At 46.3% G+C, this 18,441-nt stretch carries 17 protein-coding genes; 3 read left to right on the top strand and 14 right to left on the bottom strand.

The annotated features are described in order from the left end of the window. Positions 1-19: 19 nt before the first annotated feature. From M3212_RS10130 to M3212_RS10095, 8 genes are all read right to left on the bottom strand, one after another. Complete coding sequence (locus M3212_RS10130; protein WP_251193850.1) at positions 20-331, bottom strand: 2Fe-2S iron-sulfur cluster-binding protein; 312 nt, start codon at positions 329-331, stop codon at positions 20-22. A 14-nt stretch (positions 332-345) separates the two neighbouring features. Next, positions 346-2,067: an FAD-binding protein gene (locus M3212_RS10125; RefSeq protein ID WP_251193849.1), complete on the bottom strand. Its 1,722-nt coding sequence runs from the start codon at positions 2,065-2,067 to the stop codon at positions 346-348. Between the two features lie 45 nt (positions 2,068-2,112). After that, complete coding sequence (locus M3212_RS10120; RefSeq protein WP_251193848.1) at positions 2,113-2,361, bottom strand: ferredoxin; 249 nt, start codon at positions 2,359-2,361, stop codon at positions 2,113-2,115. Positions 2,362-2,380: 19 nt separating this feature from the next. Next, on the bottom strand, positions 2,381-3,373 hold the full coding sequence (locus M3212_RS10115) for an NAD(P)/FAD-dependent oxidoreductase (RefSeq protein WP_251193847.1): 993 nt from the start codon (positions 3,371-3,373) through the stop codon (positions 2,381-2,383). A 231-nt stretch (positions 3,374-3,604) separates the two neighbouring features. Next, positions 3,605-4,408, bottom strand: coding sequence for an HpcH/HpaI aldolase family protein (locus M3212_RS10110; protein ID WP_251193846.1), 804 nt, complete (start codon positions 4,406-4,408; stop codon positions 3,605-3,607). Positions 4,409-4,422: 14 nt separating this feature from the next. Beyond that, on the bottom strand, positions 4,423-5,454 hold the full coding sequence (locus M3212_RS10105) for an Ldh family oxidoreductase (protein ID WP_285874250.1): 1,032 nt from the start codon (positions 5,452-5,454) through the stop codon (positions 4,423-4,425). Between the two features lie 80 nt (positions 5,455-5,534). Next, positions 5,535-6,029 carry a ribonuclease E activity regulator RraA gene (rraA, locus tag M3212_RS10100; RefSeq protein ID WP_251193844.1) on the bottom strand — a complete coding sequence of 165 codons (495 nt, stop codon included), beginning with the start codon at positions 6,027-6,029 and terminating at the stop codon, positions 5,535-5,537. A gap of 282 nt (positions 6,030-6,311) precedes the next feature. Next, entirely contained in the window at positions 6,312-7,205 is an 894-nt protein-coding gene (locus M3212_RS10095; RefSeq protein ID WP_251193843.1) for a LysR family transcriptional regulator, read from the bottom strand. A 185-nt stretch (positions 7,206-7,390) separates the two neighbouring features. Here M3212_RS10095 and M3212_RS10090 point away from each other — a divergent pair, with 185 nt between their 5' ends. The 3 genes from M3212_RS10090 to M3212_RS10080 are packed head-to-tail and all read left to right on the top strand — an operon-like array spanning position 7,391 to position 12,064. Then, on the top strand, positions 7,391-9,013 hold the full coding sequence (locus tag M3212_RS10090) for a thiamine pyrophosphate-binding protein (protein WP_251193842.1): 1,623 nt from the start codon (positions 7,391-7,393) through the stop codon (positions 9,011-9,013). 28 nt (positions 9,014-9,041) lie between these two features. After that, complete coding sequence (gene tcuA / locus M3212_RS10085; RefSeq protein ID WP_251193841.1) at positions 9,042-10,547, top strand: FAD-dependent tricarballylate dehydrogenase TcuA; 1,506 nt, start codon at positions 9,042-9,044, stop codon at positions 10,545-10,547. 44 nt (positions 10,548-10,591) lie between these two features. Beyond that, the gene (locus M3212_RS10080; RefSeq protein ID WP_251193840.1) at positions 10,592-12,064 is read left to right on the top strand and encodes an aldehyde dehydrogenase; all 1,473 of its coding nucleotides are present in this window, start codon (positions 10,592-10,594) and stop codon (positions 12,062-12,064) included. 82 nt (positions 12,065-12,146) lie between these two features. Here M3212_RS10080 and M3212_RS10075 read toward each other — a convergent pair whose 3' ends face one another. The 6 genes from M3212_RS10075 to M3212_RS10050 all read right to left on the bottom strand — a co-directional run bounded on the left by M3212_RS10075 (position 12,147) and on the right by M3212_RS10050 (position 18,314). Continuing rightward, positions 12,147-13,328, bottom strand: a complete 1,182-nt coding sequence (locus M3212_RS10075) for an MFS transporter (protein ID WP_251193839.1) — start codon at positions 13,326-13,328, stop codon at positions 12,147-12,149. An 86-nt stretch (positions 13,329-13,414) separates the two neighbouring features. Then, complete coding sequence (locus tag M3212_RS10070) at positions 13,415-14,917, bottom strand: tripartite tricarboxylate transporter permease (RefSeq protein WP_251193838.1); 1,503 nt, start codon at positions 14,915-14,917, stop codon at positions 13,415-13,417. A 21-nt stretch (positions 14,918-14,938) separates the two neighbouring features. Continuing rightward, complete coding sequence (locus M3212_RS10065) at positions 14,939-15,394, bottom strand: tripartite tricarboxylate transporter TctB family protein (protein ID WP_251193837.1); 456 nt, start codon at positions 15,392-15,394, stop codon at positions 14,939-14,941. Positions 15,395-15,501: 107 nt separating this feature from the next. Beyond that, entirely contained in the window at positions 15,502-16,494 is a 993-nt protein-coding gene (locus M3212_RS10060; protein ID WP_251193836.1) for a tripartite tricarboxylate transporter substrate binding protein, read from the bottom strand. 31 nt (positions 16,495-16,525) lie between these two features. Continuing rightward, the gene (gene nfsA / locus M3212_RS10055) at positions 16,526-17,293 is read right to left on the bottom strand and encodes an oxygen-insensitive NADPH nitroreductase (RefSeq protein ID WP_251193835.1); all 768 of its coding nucleotides are present in this window, start codon (positions 17,291-17,293) and stop codon (positions 16,526-16,528) included. Between the two features lie 31 nt (positions 17,294-17,324). After that, entirely contained in the window at positions 17,325-18,314 is a 990-nt protein-coding gene (locus M3212_RS10050; protein ID WP_251193834.1) for a 2-hydroxyacid dehydrogenase, read from the bottom strand. Positions 18,315-18,441 lie beyond the last annotated feature (127 nt).

The raw sequence follows: 18,441 nt of genomic DNA, 5'->3' as shown, positions 1-18,441 counted from the left end.
TCCTCCAGTCACCAGCCGGTTATTTTCGTTTTTTTGAGCCAAAGGCGAGATCCTTTATTGGGAACTTCGAGCCATTTTTCAGTTCGAGATCACCCGTTGCCAGCTCCATACACGATTTGACGATTTTTCCGTTTACGTTGACCATACAGACGGAACAAATCCCTCTCCGGCACGAAGCTTCATAAGCCAAAGAAGAGTCACATGTCGTACTGATTTCATCGAGTACATTTAATATGCTCATCCCTGTTTTTAATTCAACTTGAAACGTTTCATTGTAGGTTTCCGCCTCAGGTGCCGGTTGCCTTTGGACGGACACTGTAATTTCTTTCACGTTGGATCACTCCCTTAGTTAGGTTGAATGCTTGTCACAACAAGAGGTACGTCCTTAATCTTCATTTCACCATTGATGTTTTGCACGATAATGTTTTTTAGCTGGTCCTCTCTGCTTTCCGGAATATCCTTCAAATAATGGGCTCCACGGCTTTCCTTACGTTCAAGCGCGCTTAGCGCAATCGCTTCAAGCAGGGATACGACATTTTCCAGCTGCATGCATTCAAGCAGCTCGCGATTATAATGAAGCGTTTTATCCTTCGTCACTAATTGAGGCAGCTTTTCCTCTCGGATCGTCCGCAGTTCTTTAATGACGTTTTGTAAGTTTTCTGTCGTACGTACAACGCCGATGTTGTTCCAGGAGAGCTTCGCTAATTCCTGTCGGAGCTCATAAGGGTTAATGCCCTCCTGTGGCTTCAGATAAGCTTGCTGCTTTTCATGAAGGGCGTCCAATTGGGCCTCCTCAATTTCCAGCAACTCATGCTTCTTCGCATAAGCGGCCGCTGCCGTCCCGGAAACACCGCCCTGCACCAATGTTTCAGTCAGCGCATTTCCGGAAATCCGGTTCGCTCCGTTAAAACCGCCTGTCGCTTCGCCCGCTCCATACAAGCCGGGCACTGAGGTTTCACCATCGACATTAATGCGGATACCACCCATGAAGAAATGACAGCCAACTCCGATCTCAACCGCATTGTCGCGAAGCAGCTCTTCCATCAAATCGTTAAAGTTCAACTTTTCATACGTCCAGTCGCTCGTTACAAACGGATACCAGTCCGCAAATCTGCGAATCAGATTTTTCGGCAGGTGAGCGGTTGAATAATAGACGCCTCCGTCCGGTGTTCCCCGGCCTTCGACGACCTCGTTCATAATCGCAATCGACAGTTTATCCCGCGTGCTCTTTTCCATCCTCTCAGGGTCCCAATCTTTCATAAAGCGGATGCCTGATTTATTTAATAGCCATCCTTCCAGGCCGTGCTTGCTGCCGAACGAGATTTCATAAATAAACTGATTTCCACGCCAGGCAGGGGGATTAATTAAGACACCCGGCATAAATTGCGGCATCTCCATATCAATCAGCTCGGCGCCGGCCCGCCAGGCCATCATGTAGCCGTCACCTGTCAGCTCATCCGGAGCGGTGCGAATCGGAAAGGCCGCCATTCCTCCACCTGTCGCCAGGACGACCGCTTTCGCCCGAATCGTGATAAACATCCCGTTCGCCAGATCATAGCCGTAGATGCCACAGGCTTTGCCGTCCTTTTTCAAAATCTCTAGCACCATGATTTGCTCCAGCAGCGTGATCCTGTCATGCTTTCGCATCTTCTGCGCCAATTTCCTCGTTAGCTTCAAGCCGTTAACGATCACGCCGCGTGGATATTCGTGACCCGGCGTATGAATTAAGCTCTCCGCCTTCAGCCCATCATCGATCAACCCTTTAAGCACGGCTGGAATCTTCCCGACAATTGACTCGACAAGCTTCTGGTTATTCAAATATTTCCCGCCGATCACCGTATCCGTAAAAAACTGATCCTCCGAATCTCCACTATCACCCGGCAGTCCCAGCTCCTTTGCCGTCTTACTGTCGACATTGATATCAGCACTGGCCGTTAACGTCGCCCCGCTCATATTAACCTTGCCCTTTGTCACGACGGTCACATGAGCGCCGGCCTCCGCCGCCGCAATTGCCGCCTGAGCCCCTGATGCTTCACTTCCGACTACCAATACATCTGTTGTATACATCCTCTCACCTCAATTGAATGTCGTTTTTATGTTGCCTGTTGACCCTTATTCATTTTTCAACGGGTTACCATCAAATGGACTGCTGTCAATTTTGATTGACTCCGTCGGACAGCCTTCCAGTGCATCATGCATGTCCTCTTCCCATTCCTCAGGAACTGTAGCCGTCCCCTGATTTTCATCGAGCATGACAAAGGCAATCCCTTCCTCATCGTAATCATAAATATCCGGAGCCGACGCCCCACAGGCTCCGCACGCAATACATGTTTCCTGATCAACAATCGTATAATACGCCATCCTCACTTCTCCTTCGCGTTTAGTTAAAAACAGAGGTGCTGTGCAACGGCTGGACCTTCGCCACCGGGTCAAGATATGCCTTCGCGTTATTCACCGCGGTTGGCGCTTCTCCAAATCCTGTCGCTATCAACTTGACCTTGCCAGGAAATGTACAAATATCCCCTGCCGCATAGATTCCGGCGAGATTCGTTTCCATCTTTGAATTCACGACGATCGAATTTTTTTCAATCTCCAGGTTCCAGCTTTTTAATGCGCCGAGCGCAGAAACAAAGCCGAAGTTTACAATCACTTCATCCACTTCAAGCTCTTCCACCTGTTCTTCCTTCGCATGCTTAATTTTCACCTTGCGAATCCGCTCTTCATCACCGGTCAGTTCCAGTGGGAGAAAGGGTGTCTTTACCTCAACCTGTGATGCGTTAAGCTGCTCGACACTATGCTCGTGCGCGCGGAATTTATCACGGCGGTGAATTAAGGTCACCTTCTCGGCAATCGGCTCAAGCATCAGCGCCCAATCGAGAGCCGAATCGCCCCCGCCAAAAATGACGACACGCTTGCTGCGAAATGTCTCAATATCGTTAATAAAATAATGGAGGTTCTGCTGCTCAAATCGCTCAGCCTCTTCAAGCTCAAGCTTTCTCGGCTGGAAAGCCCCATTCCCGGCGGTGATAATAAGCGCCTTTGTAAAATGCTCTCCTTTTGATGTCACAAGCTTCCATGTATCGTCCTCAAGGCGCTCCAGCCGCTCAGCCGTTTCCGCCAGACAAACCGTCGGCGTAAATTGATTCATTTGCTCCATTAAAGAGTGAACAAGATCCTGAGCCTTCACCTTCGGAAAACCGGCGACATCGTAAATATATTTTTCCGGATATAATGCAGCCAGCTGACCGCCAAGCTGCGGCAGACTTTCCACAATCTTTACCCTCGCCCCACGCATTCCGGCATAAAAAGCGGCAAAGAGCCCCGTTGGTCCACCCCCAATGATCGTAATATCGAATGGTTGTTGCCTCCCCATGATCCAACCTCCTGCTTGTACTAAATTTGAGTGGAATATCACTGATATATTATTAATATATTTCTTGTTGTCTGTTTTTTCTGTCTTTTCGTGAAGTTATCTCACAGTGTTTTTTCTTTAGCAGTTGACGACGGGAACAGCACAAAGAGGTGTGCGAAAAGGACTGTTCTCCTTTTCGCACACCTCCGAAAAAACGAGCGATCACCGGTTAATTAATGAAAAATTTTGCAGTCAATGAACCTCTTCTGCTGTCGCCGCACGTTGGACAATTTGCTCTAATGCATGCTTGATAATCGGCAAATCATGCCCAAAAGAAATCACTTGCGCACCCTTTCCCTTCCAGTCCATGATTTTTGTCTGAAAATCTGCGGCCGTCGGATCAAGTTGTGGAGAGATCACTTTGCCTTTTTTTCTTGCGATATGAAAAATTTCTTCTTCGGCTCTCAGGACATCTGGATGATTCCTTTGACCAGGGACACCTAATGCATTGGCAAGGTCACCTCTACCACTTAAGACGATATCAACCCCTTCAACATCAAGAATATCCTCAAGCTGGTCAATCGCTTCTACATTTTCTATTTGAATACCGACCATCACTTCTTCATTTGTCCACTTTTTAAAACTGGCACCATCGACTGCTCCATAGCCTGATTTCCTAGGCGCCGAAAACATGCCCCTATCACCGACGGGCGAAAATTTTGCCGCATTGACGATCTTTCTCGCATCATCGGCCGTCTCAATGTCTGGTACAATAATCCCCAATGCACCTAACTCCAACACACTTGATATTTTTTGCTGATCGAGATTAAGACGGACAAAAGGAGCCATATTATAGCTTTCAGCTGCTCTGATCATATTCTCAATCATCGGCAGATCAACGGCAGAGTGCGCCCAGTCGATTCTTACCCATTCCATCCCCGCTACGCCGGCCAGCTCGACAATAGTAGGAGACGGTGTAGCCACATAAAAACCAAATGAAACTTCTCCGCGCTCGATCGTTTCCTTTACCCGGTTTCTTTCCATCCTGTTCTTCATTGACATCCCCCTTCTCATTCAACCGCTTGATAGTCCGGCAGTTCGACCCCGTACTCTTGACAGAGCTCTTTCATATCACAGACAAAAGGCTCCAACACTTTAACCGTTCCTTCTTGCTGATTGAGCTTTTTTGTCCACTCAATCTCACCCGGTAACAGAATTTCGCGCCGTTCATCGAGCTTCGGCGCCGCTTTTATTTTCTTGACTAATATTTGTATTCTTTCTTTGAATTCATCGATCGGCATAAATGATTGAATGTTGAGGGCAATAAACAGATGGCCACACTTTCGTTTTCCGTTCGTTTCAAAACTTAACACGTCATCCGCAAAATTCGATCCGCTCAAAATGCCGGTGAGAATATCGACCATTAAGGCGATACCATATCCTTTATAATCGCCAATCGGCAAAATAATTCCGCTCTCCAAAGCCTCATTTGGATCGGTTGTCGGCTTCCCTTCCTTTGTTAAACTCCACCCTAACGGAATAGGCTCTCCCTTTGCAGCGGCCAGACGTATTTTCCCTCTGGCAACAATGCTGTTCGCAATATCGAGGCTGATCGGATAATCAAGGTGTGAGGGGCAGGCAATCGCCCACGGGTTATTTCCCAGCAGCGGCTTGGAGCTTCCTGTTGGCGCAATTCCCGGGGATGCATTTGTAAAGGAAAGACCAATTAACTCTTCCTTTGCTGCCATCTCTGAATAATAGGCCGCTGTCCCAAAATGATTACTGTTTCGGACACCCACCACCCCTACGCCACGCTCCTGACTGATTCTTATCGCTTCACGCATGGCGGTTTCCGCCGCCACAGCCCCCAATCCATTATCGGCATCAACGACTTTAATATTCGGTTCATCCTTGACGAGTGTAAAATCAGGTCGCGGATTAATATTCCCTTGTTTGATATGCCTGATATAAATGGGGGCGATCCGATGTAAGCCATGTGTATAAATGCCTTTTTCATCGGCGTCCAGTAAGTTGTTCATTAATGATTCGACATGCTGTTCTGAAACGCCGAATGGTACAAATAGGTCCCGTCCCATCCTCATATACTCTTTTGTTCTGATTACATACGATTTTCCCACGAAAAGACATTCCCCTTTCCTTTCCAGGATCACCCATCACTTTGTTAGTCGTATTTCTTTTCCGATACGAGAACGCCACTTTGATCGGCGTAAACATAATGGCCCGGTACCCAGTCAATTTGGCCGAATGTCAATGTCAGATCCCTAACTCCTTCCCGCTTTCCCTCTGTCGCAAAGCGGCTTGCCATCGGATGAGTGCCAAGTGCCAATATCCCCATGTCCAGCTTTTCCAACCCTTCAATATCTCTGACATACCCATTTATAATAATGCCGGCGATTCCCCGACCCGCAGCGATTCCCGCTTTCCGGTCCCCCATCCAGGCACAGGGCTTTGAGAAAATACCGTCCATGACAATAACAGAGCCTGGTTCCGCTGTTTCGATCGCTTCCATAAACTTTCTATTGTTGTTGTCAAAGATTTTCACCGTTGTTATCGGGCCTGTAAAGGCCTTTCTTCCACCATAAGACTGCCATTTTGTTTCTGAAATACTCACCTCGTCAAGGTATTGATCACATAAATCAGGCGTACTAACTTGCATAAAGTTCATCCCCTTAATTATTCTTATTTTCCAACTCTTCACTTTGAATTATAAAAGGGGCAAAAATAAGAGTGGTAATACCGATTCATTATCTACTGATATAACTTTTTCTTATAGAACCAGCATGCCTCCTCCGACGCAAATTGAAAGAAATACGGAAAGGTACTTGATTAACCATAACAAAGGAGCTGAGAGAAAAGGTTGTTTTACCTTTTGCCCAGCCCCCTAAACAATGAATGGACCCGCCACGATTTTTTTAAGCACGTTGCTACTCGATGCTAACTAGTTTTGTTTCATCCTCATTTCCTGTGTTGGCAAACTGTATTTTTCCATTAAACGGGAAAACTCCCTGACGGTGGCGAGGACCAGCTCCTTTTCATTATAAATTAACCATGTGTTGCGCATGAGCGGTCTGCCATTGTTATAGAAGAGGTTTTCAATGTGAAGATCCATATCCTGACTGAGGCAGTAACTTGGGACAATCGCATAGCCGAGTCCCTGCGACACCATCTCAATCGCAATTTGGCTATTGCCAACCTCCATACTGATCAACGGCGGAGAAGAAAAGTTTTCCTGCCACCAGCTGTCGAGGGAATGCTGCAAAAGAGGATCTGTCGTGAAACTTACCCGCGGGATTGACGGGAGGTCCTGTAGGTTAATCTTTTCCTTCGAAACGATGCAGATGCTCTCTTCTTTAAGCTTCATCGTCTTCCCACTCCAATTAAAGTCCCCCCGCACGATCGCAACCTGAACCTGTTCTGACTGTAGCAGTTTTAACACTTCCGAGCTGTAACCTGGTATTACTTCAGTCTGAACCCGGGGAAATGATTCGTTAAATTCACGTAAAATACCGGGAAGATCTTTATAAGCATAATTAATCGACACACCAATTCTCAAATTCCCCTGTACTTTATTGTTTTTGAAGTTTTGCAAATGATCCTTCGTTTCCTGAAGAATGTTCAGCATTTGCTTCGCATACTCAACGAGGTATTCTCCTTCTGATGTAAAAGTCACACCCTTTTTACTTCTATACACAATATTGACTTGAAACTCATTTTCCATTTGCTGAATTCTTTTCGTTATCGCCGGTTGCGATACATACAACTGCTCCGACGCTTTTGTTATACTCCGCTCTTCATAAAGCGCTTTCAACACTTGCCAATCTTTTTCATCCATTCATCCATGCCTCCTTTTGCGGATCACGATATGATGTTTGGTCATAATTTTTTTTTATGACAGCCTATTACAAAAAGATATTAACTCCATTATAACGTTTTGTTTTACAGTAGGGATAGAACAAAGAGTTTTATTTTTTAGACAGTTCTAAATTATCAGGTAACAATGACAAAGGAGGCTGCTTAATGTTACTCGGAGAGGCAATCATTCAAAAACTGAAAGCCTCAGGCATTCAGACCGTATTTGGAGTACCCGGTGGCGGTACATCCAGCGATTTATTATGTACGATGGATGAGCATGGAGTTGAGTTTATCTTAACCCAGCATGAAACAACAGCCGCTATTATGGCCAGTGTAGTCGGGGAAATTACTCAAATTCCTGGAGTTTGTATTGGCGATCTTGGCCCCGGTGCTCTGTCATTCAGCCCTGGATTGGCATACGCCCAGCTTGACCGCGCTCCTTTGCTCCTACTGACAGACCGCTATGGAAACGAAAATGTGAGCTATGCCCTGCGGCAAAATGTATCGCATCATGACAGCTTTTCTCCTATTACAAAACTTTCTTCCACGCTTTCAACAACAAACTGGAATTCCATGCTAAACCGGGGGTTTAAAGTGGCGTTAGCATCAAATTACGGTCCGGTCCATTTTGATATTCCAAACGACATTGTCAAACAGGAAGTCGATGATCAGATTCAACCGGCTGATACTGACATACCGCAGGTTTTCCCGGCTAAAGAAAGTGTACAGCAGGCCGTTGATGCCATCCGGCAGGCCAAAAAGCCCGTTATCATTGCCGGCCTAGGAATTAATTTCGGAACAGGAAGACAGTTTTCCTTATTAGAAGCTTTTGCATCACAGCATCATATACCTGTTTTTAAAACAGCAAAAGCAAAAGGCGCCGTCTCTGACGACCATCCGTTGTCACTCGGACTATTTATGGGAGGAAAGCTGGAAGCCCCTATTATGGAGAACTGTGATTTAATTATTACCGTCGGCTTGGACCCGGTTGAATTGCTTCCGAAGAAATGGACGTATCCACAGCGAATTGTCTCGATCAGCACCACAGCAAACCTAGAGGAAGTGTATCATGCCGATATTGAAGTGGCAGGAAATCTCGAAAATGGACTAAGAAGCATTCACGAAAGGCTGACCGATAGCAACTGTCAATGGCAGCAGCAAAGCATCGACTCATACCGTAAGCGCGTCATTGATACATTGACCGTGCCTGCTGACGGACTTACCGCTAATCAAGTCGTTGACATTGCTCAACAAGTATTGCCCCCCGACACCCTTATGACTACTGATGTCGGAGCGAGTAAATTAATTGTTACCCAGCTTTGGAAATCTGTTCATCCTCGAAGCTTTTTTATTTCGAACGGGCTGGCGACGATGGGTTTTTCTTTCCCTGCGGCGATGGCGTTACAGCATCTATATCCTGAAAAAACCGTCGCTTCGTTAACCGGAGATGGCGGCTTTATGATGAAGCTGCCGGAAATCGCCACCGCCGTTCAAAACAAGTGGCCGGTCATCATGATTGTTTTTTCTGATCAACGTCTAAGCCTGATGGATGTGAAGCAAAAGAGCAAAGGCTACAAAAAAAGCATCGGAAATCAATTTACTGCCCCCAACTATGTCGCTCTCGCTGAAAGCTTCGGAGCGAACGGCTGGTCAGCTGATAATGAAGACGATCTGAAAAAAGCAATCCAGGCTGCGGTAAAGTCCGATAACAGAATGCCTTCCATTATCGAAGCGAAGATCGACCCTTCCACTTACCATAAGCAATTTCAAGCCATTCGCGATTTATAATCTTCTAAATAGAACAGGAGGAAATAGGATGTCTGTTAAATATGATGTAGTCGTTGCCGGTGCAGGAAACGCCGCTTTATGCGCGGCCATATCTGCGCGAGAAACCGGATTGTCTGTTCTCGTGCTGGAAAAAGCACCAAAGCATAAGCGAGGGGGAAACTCCTACTTTACCGACGGAGCGATCCGCTTCGCCTATCACGGAATTGATGATATTAGAAAAATTATTCCTGAGATAACTGACGAAGAGGCAGCCAAAATCAACATGCCCTCCTATCAAGCAGACGACTATTACAACGATCTGATGAGAGTAAATAACAACAAAAGCAATCCTTCCTTAGCGAGACAGCTCGTTTCGAAATCATTTGAAACGATTGCATGGATGCACAGCCATGGCATTTCATTTGAATTAAATTACAAGAATCAATCATTTAAAAAGGATGGAAAATTTCATTTTTGGGGTGGGCTGCCGGTAAAAACTCATAACATAGGGATGGGACTTATTAAAAGCTTAAATAAACGGGCCGAGGAGCTGGGAATTGACATTTGGTATGAAGCAAGAGCGCTCGATGTAAAAAAAGAGAATGATAGAATTACTGCGATAGAAGTTGAGAAAGAGAATCAGATCATCACGCTTCCCGTCCATAGTGTCATTTTGGCTTGTGGCGGTTTTGAAGCGAATAAAGAAATGCGGGCAAAACATATTGGGCCTGAATGGGAAGCGGCGATCGTTCGCGGAACCGAGTATAACACAGGGGACGGCTTACAGATCGCTTTAAAGGCAGGTGCCGCTCGTCATGGCGACTGGTCAGGCTGCCATTCAATCGGAACGGACTACAATGCACCGAAAGTGGGTGATTTCAGCAAGCCGGGAGATATTTATAAGAAGCATTCCTACCCTTTAGGACTGCTCATTAATCGAGACGGGGAGCGGTTTGTCGACGAGGGAGCCGACTTCAGAAACTACACCTATGCCAAATATGGTAGAGAGATTTTAAAACAGCCTGGAGCGATGGCCTTTCAAGTATATGACCAGCAGGTTCGTCCGCTCCTCCGTGAAGAATACGACCTTGAAGAAGCGACCGCTTATCAGGCTGACAGCATCGAAGAATTAGCCGAAATGATCGACGTCAATCAAGAAGCCTTTCTGAAAACGATCACCGAATACAACCACGCCGTCCAGGATGGCAGCTTCCACCCGAATGAAAAGGATGGAAAAGGCACGCAAGGCATTCACCCGCCTAAAAGCAACTGGGCATTGAAGCTTGACCAGCCCCCGTACTATGCCTTCCCTGTGACATGCGGGATTACCTTCTCATTCGGCGGCCTATTGGCAAGTGTTGATGCAGAAGTGCTGACCGCAGACGCGACCCCGATACATGGGCTTTTTGCGGCAGGAGAGCTGATTGGCGGCCTGTTCTATGACAATTATCCCGGTGGATCGGGCTTAATGTCTGGTGCCGTTTTCGGTAAATTGGCAGGCAAAAGTGCCAGCCGCTATGTAAAGACAGTCAAAACAGAAGAAGCATCCCTCTAACAACCACCGGCCTTATCAATAAGAATATAGAAAGGCGGAAGGATATGAACATCTATAAAGCCTTAATAGGAGAGCATTGGAAAGAAAGTTCGTCCGGCCGGACAATTTCTTCTTCCAATCCGTTTAATCAGGAAGTGTGGGCCTCTATCCCTTCTTTAACGAAAGAAGACGTAGCCGAAGCTGTCGAGGCAGCGCATCTGGCTTTTCATGACTGGAAGAAAACAAATGGTCTCGAGCGTGCCACTTTGATGCATCGCCTCGCTGACCTGATCGAAGCAGAGGCTGATCACTTGGCCCAGGTTGAAACAACGGATAACGGAAAGCTATTTAAAGAAACAAAGAATCAAATTTTATTCTCTGCCAGAAACTATCGCTATTTTGCCGGTTACGCCGATAAATTACTCGGTGACTTTATCCCCATGGATAACCGGGAGATGATTGATTATACAATTATGGAGCCGGTTGGGCCAGTTGCTCTTATTACGGCTTGGAACTCTCCTTTATCACTGCTTGCCAATAAACTCGCCCCTGCTCTCGCGACTGGAAATACGGTCGTCATTAAACCGTCCGAGCAAGCGAGTATATCGACGCTCGAATTTGCGAAGCTCACGATTCAAGCCGGTTTCCCGTCCGGCGTGATCAATGTCATAACCGGGGACGGGGCTGCCGGCGACGCCCTGATCCGTCATCCGCTAATCGCGAAAGTTAGTTTTACAGGCGGCTCCCAAACTGCTCGGGCAATTACAAAAGCAGTAAGTGACAAATTAATTCCCGTTACACTTGAACTGGGAGGGAAATCACCAAATATTATTTTTGCTGATGCCGATTTGGAAGACGCCCTGACAGGGGCGATAGCCGGTATTTTCGGAGCTACCGGCCAAACATGTATAGCCGGATCGCGCTTACTGGTCGAACGTTCGATTGTAGAGATCGTCAAAGAAAGACTGATCAGGAAAGCCGCGACCATCCAGCTTGGCGATCCCTTTGACCCTGCTACTGATATGGGACCGGTTGCCAACAAGCTCCAGCTGAAAAAGATCGTATCGATGATTACAGAAGCCAAAGAGGAAGGCGCAGAGCTGCTCTACGGCGGAGAACTAGCAAAGGAGGCCGGCTTGCATGGATACTTTATAAAACCAACGATCTTCTTTACTGAAAATCCAGAAATCAACATTGCCTGTGAAGAAGTATTCGGTCCCGTCCTAACGATCATCCCCTTCAATGACCCGGAAGAGGCACTCTCCATCGCCAATCGTTCGCCTTATGGTCTCGCTGCCGGTATCTGGACCCGTGACATAAAAAAGGCCCACCGCCTTGCAGCAGAAATCGAAGCGGGCAATGTCTGGATCAATACGTATCGCGCATCAGCGGCCGGGGCTCCCTTTGGGGGAACAAAGCAGAGCGGCTACGGACGGGAACGAAGCTGGCATGCGTTATATGAGTATACTCATATAAAAAATGTAATGGTGAATTTATCAACGAAAAAGCGTGACCCCTTCTCGATGCAGACTAAATAAAAGAAACATCCGCCAACCTGACCTCGCTGCCGCCTTGAGAGGAGGCCCCCTCCCCTCAAGGCTATAACACTTGCTTTAGGACTCAAGTCTTTGACGAAGAAGCTGGTTGTTTTTCACTTCTGTTCTGTATTCCCCTTCCAAGCAGCGCCCCGCCACCTAGTAAAATAGCCTTCATCACAAAAATAACGCCCAACCCGGTCACATTACTGAGCGCGGCAAACATAAGCGGAATAATCACCTGAGCGAGCCGGTTGCCGGCCAGCCTGATGCTCAGCACCTCCGCTGTCCGGTCTTTTGGAGAAAAATCATAAGTAAGCATGATGGTCAAAGGCTGAATCATCCCGAGCCCTGTTCCGATGATCGTGACAACGATCAGAATATAGGCGATCGTTTCAAAGGCGGGCAAAGCACCGTAAGCAAGCGCCCCCATCACCATAAACACCGTCAAAAGCCTGATGATCCCCATCCGATGAATCAACGTCGTCAGAAATAATCGTGTCACGACACTTGCTAATGCCTGAGTCGTCAGCACAAGCCCAATAGCCGAAGGACTCATTCCGATTGAGCTTGCGTACAAAGGATAATAGACATTAAAAATATCAAGCGCCGATAAAACGAGCATGCTAATAATAATCGACTGTTTCAGACCAGGTATAAAGAGAAGATCTGTTATTTTTACTTTTTCCTGTTGTACTTTCCCCTTCTTTTTGTCTTCTTCGCCAAATGTTTTCTTCTTCACAAACAGCCCCGTCACAAAAAGACATAAAGAAAAGGTGGCAAAAAGTAAATAGGAAAACTGGAAGCCCAGTTTTTCTGTGGAATAGCCCCCGATCAACGGGCCGAGCATGAGCCCGAGGGAGGTAAACAGCGTCAATGTCGCAATCGCCTTATTTCTTTGTTCTTTCGGAACCCCGCGGGCAATCCCGTTCTGGACAGCGACTAAAGCTATGAGCTGACCGCCTCCCAAAAGCAAATGAGAAAGATAAAAAATCGCAGTCGTAGGGAAGAGAAACGGACATAGCATTCCAAGCCCCATCCCAATGCTTCCAATCATTAAAGGCAGCTTTTCGCCGATACGATCAATCACCCTTCCAGAAAAAATCGCCAAAAATAAAGGAGCGAACGAATAACACGCAGTAATTATCCCAATCTCAAAAATATTTGCCCCGAGATGCTCGACAAAAAGCGATGTCATTGGACGGACTGCCGCTACCGGCGTTGTAACAAACAATACAGCCAGTAAAAATAAATGATATTGCTTCATCTTCCTTCCTCCCCTTATCCATACAAAATCATAACACAGCAAGCCCACTCACGATCATTCTCGGAGCGGACTCGGGTAACACAGCATTATGCTTGCATGTTTTTCGGAGGAGAGCTTTTTCTTTTCTTGACCGATTGAAGGACCAGCATCACAATTAACAAGACAATAATCAATAAAATAACCAGACTGTACGTTCGTGTAAAAAAGATCTCGACATTCCCTCCGGAAATCAGCAATGAACGGCGCAGACTTGTTTCGATAATCGGTCCTAAAATAAATGCCAATATAATTGACGGCAAAGAAAAGTCGAGCTTCTTTAAAATGTAGGCCGCTATACCGACCACTACAGCGATCCATACATCAAATAAATTGATCCGGGAAGCGTAAACACCCATAATCGCAATAAATAAAATGATAGGACTTAGCATGAAAGCCGGCATTTTCAGCATACTTGAAAACAGAGGAGTCGTATATTTACCAATAAAATACATAGCGATCGTCGCCACTAGAAACCCCCAAAAAATACTGTAAACAAGATCCGGCTGATTTTCAAACACATTCGGACCGGGCGTAATTCCATGAATAAGGAAGGCTCCCAAAATAACAGCAGTTGCCGGAGAACCCGGAATTCCAAGCGTCGTTAAAGGAACTAAGGCGCCCCCTACCGCTGCGTTATTGGCCGATTCCGGTGCAGCGATTCCGTTCGGCTCGCCTTTACCGAAATTATCCGGGTTCTTAGCGGATCTTTTTGCCTCCGTATAGGCGAACCATGAAGCCGGTCCCGCTCCCAAGCCCGGCAGGATACCGACAAATCCACCGATAAAAGAGCTTTTGATATATGTTTTTCTTACTTCTTTAAATTGCTTCCAAGTGATCTTTGTTTTTAAGTTTTTCGTATCGGTTACAATTTTTTTATCCGAGTTTTGCCCAAGCATACTGAACACTTCCGCGACGGCAAACATTCCGATTAATAAAGCGACCATTGATATCCCATCCATTAACGCATAGCTTCCGAACGTAAAGCGGGCTGAGCCTGTGGCCACATCCAGCCCTACCATCCCCAGCATCAGACCAAGCAGGACAGAAATGATACTTTTTGGCAAATCCTTCGAGCTTAACCCCGCCACACAAACAAGCCCTAGCACCCCCAATAAAAAAAACTCCGGATCCGAGAACCTGATCGCCAATGTCGATAAGGGAATTGATAAGGTCAACAAGATAATGGCCCCGATCCCACCACCTATTAAGGCCCCTGTAATCGAATACCCCAATGCCTCACCTGGCTTTCCCTGTTTTGCCATCGGTGAACCGTCTAAAACAGTCGCTGTTGCCGACGGGGTTCCCGGTACACCTAGGACGATTGAAGAAATCGAACCACCATACTCCCCCGCCTGATAAACAGCAGCTAACATAATAATCGCTGCCACCGGCGACATTGAATACGTAACGGGAAGAAGCAGGGCGATCCCTACCGTTGAACCAAGACCAGGCAATGAGCCAATCAGCAGACCGTAAAGTGTTCCTAACACAATCGCAAATAAAATCTCCCAACTAAACAACAAGCTGAAGTCAAAATGCATAAAGTCCATAATAGATCCTCCACGTCGTTGTTAAATAATTACATTTAGCAGTTTTTCAAATACGAGGTAGATAAACAGCCCGATGACGATAGAAAGACCGACCGCTTTTAGGATGCGCTTCTTCGTACTGTCCTTCCGGTTATAGACATAAAGCAGACTGGACAGAAACAAAAGAGCAAACAGATAAAACAAACCGAATGCATCCCATAAGGCAACGAAGATTACGAGAGCAACAATTGTAAACAGAATATATTTCAGCTGTGGGATATTTAACGTATCATCGCTCGTTTTTTCCTTTCTCCATGTCGTAAAAGCACTGATGATACACATGAAAATTAATAGTCCACTTACAAGCTGCGGAAAAAACGCCGGTCCGATAATTTGACCGCTTGCTCTATCATTAAATTGGAGCGACGTATACATAAACAGCACACCGAGACCTGCTAAAAATAAAAGAGAGAGGTACGTTGCAAGCCTGTAGCTCATCACTATCTCCTCCACTTCCTGGGCATAATTCAGATTACATCCGGCACACAGTCTGTTTAGAGGAGCCGTTTCATAACCGCCCCTCTAAACATATGACCGGCACGTACCTAGTCTAACGCGTCAAAAAGCTCCTTTGCCGTTTCATAGTAGTTGTAATAAATCTCTTTAAATTCTTCTCCACTGGTAAAGTAAATATCCTGATTCGTATTTTCGGCATATTCTTTAAACCGCTCCGTTTCGGCAACTTCCTTTAAAATATCAGCCCAGCGTTCCTGAATTTCCTCAGGTGTGTCAGGATGGACAAAGAAGGCCCGCCAGATTAATTCATCTTCCAATGATGCCATCCCTAATTCAGCAAACGTTGGAACGTCTGGATGATCCTCTACTCTTTCCGCGCTGGAAATGGCAAGCATGCGCACCTCTCCCGCCGCGACCTGTTCCTGGACAACCTCTCCTGAAGACGCCAGTACATCGGTATTCCCACCGAGCAATGAAGTCAGAGCCTCTCCCCCACCGTCATAGGCAATATAATTAAGGTCAATATCTGCCTCACGCATAAACTTCAACAGAAATACATGATTCGCTCCATAGGTTTGGGAGGAGCCGACATTAATACTCCCCGGGTTTTCTTTTGCGGCTTCAATCAAGTCATCAATCGTTTCAAATGGGCTGTCTGCCAAAACGGATAATGTCTGATAATTAGAAACCATCGAAGCGATCGGCGCTAATTCCTCCGGACCAAATTCCAGTCCTCCGGAAGCCATCGTCAAAGGGGCAGTCGAGGACTGGTTAAGCAGCGTATATCCGTCTGCCGGCTGTCCGAGCATATGATTAATTGCCACGGCTCCGCTGCCCCCATCGCGGTTTTCCACTACGATGGACTGTTCCATTCCAAGATCTTCACTCATAATTCTGGCGATTTCCCGAACCATAATATCGCCCGAGCCACCTGCCGAGAAAGGAACCGATAAATTAATCGTCGAGCTTGGAAAATCATCTGATCCTTCCCCACTGACCCCCTCGTTACCGCCTCCACATCCTGCCATCAAAAGTAATGCCAAAAAAATGACTGCTCCGAACGCAATATACTTGTTATCCATCAAAATCCTCCTTTTACATGTACTATTCGTTTTAACGTAAAGAGAAGCCCCTCTCATTAAGAAACTGTTTCATGAACATTCTTCTTGGCACCTTTCTTTTATCGAGCATCGCTCCGGACCACGTATCGGACCGTCTTCCATCACTTCTGCTGGCATAGTAGTCTCTCATCTCTTCGTCATAGAGTTGAATCTTTGGATAAACATCTTCAAACGAAGAATATCTGTTTTCGTGACATACTACCGCCAACGGCAGCCTCGGCTTACGATCCGGGATTTTATCCGGCTGCGGGTAGCCAATGCACATCCCAAATACCGGATAGACCCGATAAGGTAGTTCAAGCAGTTCACTAACCGGCTCCGGGTTATTGCGAATACCGCCAATATAGACGATTCCCAACTGAAGTGATTCCGCAGCTATCGCCACATTTTGAGCAGCAAGCGCAGCATCAATCGTGGAAATCAGCAACATCTCGGTGCTGTCAATCACCTCTTTCATATTGACACTGTTAAGGGAGGCTATCTGTTCGAGACGATGCAGATCCGCACAAAAAACCAAGAAATTCGAACATTCCCTGATATGCTTTTGTTTACCTGCATAATCAGCCAGCATACGCTTCTTTTTGTCATCCGTCACATTAATAATCGTATAGGATTGTCCGTGACTGGAGGATGAAGCCGATTGTCCGGCGGCCAGTACAGTATTTATCAGGTCCGACGGAATTCTTTTGGGCTGAAACTCCCGAATTGATCGGTGATTTCGCAGCAGATGAATCATTTCATCATGTTTGGGGTTCTTCATTTTTACCTCCTCATCTGATAGCGCTTACATTTTAGCGAAGTGAACCTACTGCCTCGCGATTCACAACATTTTTGACATCGCCCAGTGCCCCTTCATACAGGAAAGCATTAATATTGTAATAGGCTTCACTGGCGACGGCCTCCATTGCCTCATTGGTGCCACCTCCGATATGAGGGGTTACTATGACATTTGGCAATCCGGTTAAGAGATGGCTCTGATCAATCGGTTCATTTTCAAATACATCTAAGCCAGCGCCAGTCAGCCGCCCGCTTTTCAAAGCTTGATAGAGCGCATGTTCATCAACGATCCCGCCACGACATGTATTGACCAGAATCGCTTCCGGCTTCATCATTGCCAGCTTCTTTTCGTCAATCAGGTGCCTCGTCTTTTCAGTTAACGGTACATGTAAGGAGATCACATCACATGATGTTACTAGCTCGTCGACCGTTTTATAGGAAATCCCTAATTCCTCTTCCTCTTTTTCCGTTAGCCGGAGAATATCAAAATACGAGACATCACATTGAAATCCCGAGAGCAACTGTGAGACCTTCTTACCAATGTTTCCAAAGCCGATCAGTCCGATCTTTTTATAGGAAAGCTCGTATGAACGATCCCTCAACTCTGTTTTTAACCACCTGCTCTCTTTTGCGATGGCAGTGTGAGCCTGAACCAGATGTTTATAGGTGGCAAGCATTAGCATCACCGTATGCTCAGCAACTGAAGTAGCATTCAGGCCCACCGTATTCGCAACCGGAATTCCTCTCTTTGATGCTTCCTTGATATCAATATTGTTCACCCCGGCTCCAAGCTTTTGGATAAAACGGCACCTCTCGGCCTTCTCGATCCAATCTTTTGATATTCCATTTGTAAACGTTACAAGGACATCAGCTGTCGCAATATGCTCCTCTCTGTCCCTGTCGTTTTTGCAAAAAATGATTTCCGTTTGTTCATTTACATATTCCCGGCTGAGCATTTCCATTTTCGGCGAAACTCGATCCATCATCAACACTTTATGCTTCACTGATTTCTCCCCTTTCGTTCCTGCTGCCCTGCGTTATCTTCATTATAGATAAGTTAGAATATTTTTAATAATACAAACATGTTATCAGCCGTGATAACTTTTCGTTATGTTCGGTCCGCAGGCTCTC

It is taken from the genome of Halalkalibacter oceani (assembly GCF_023715705.1).
Classification (GTDB): Bacteria; Bacillota; Bacilli; order Bacillales; family Bacillaceae_D; genus Halalkalibacter; species Halalkalibacter oceani_A.
This window is presented reverse-complemented; position numbering and strand designations above follow the sequence as displayed.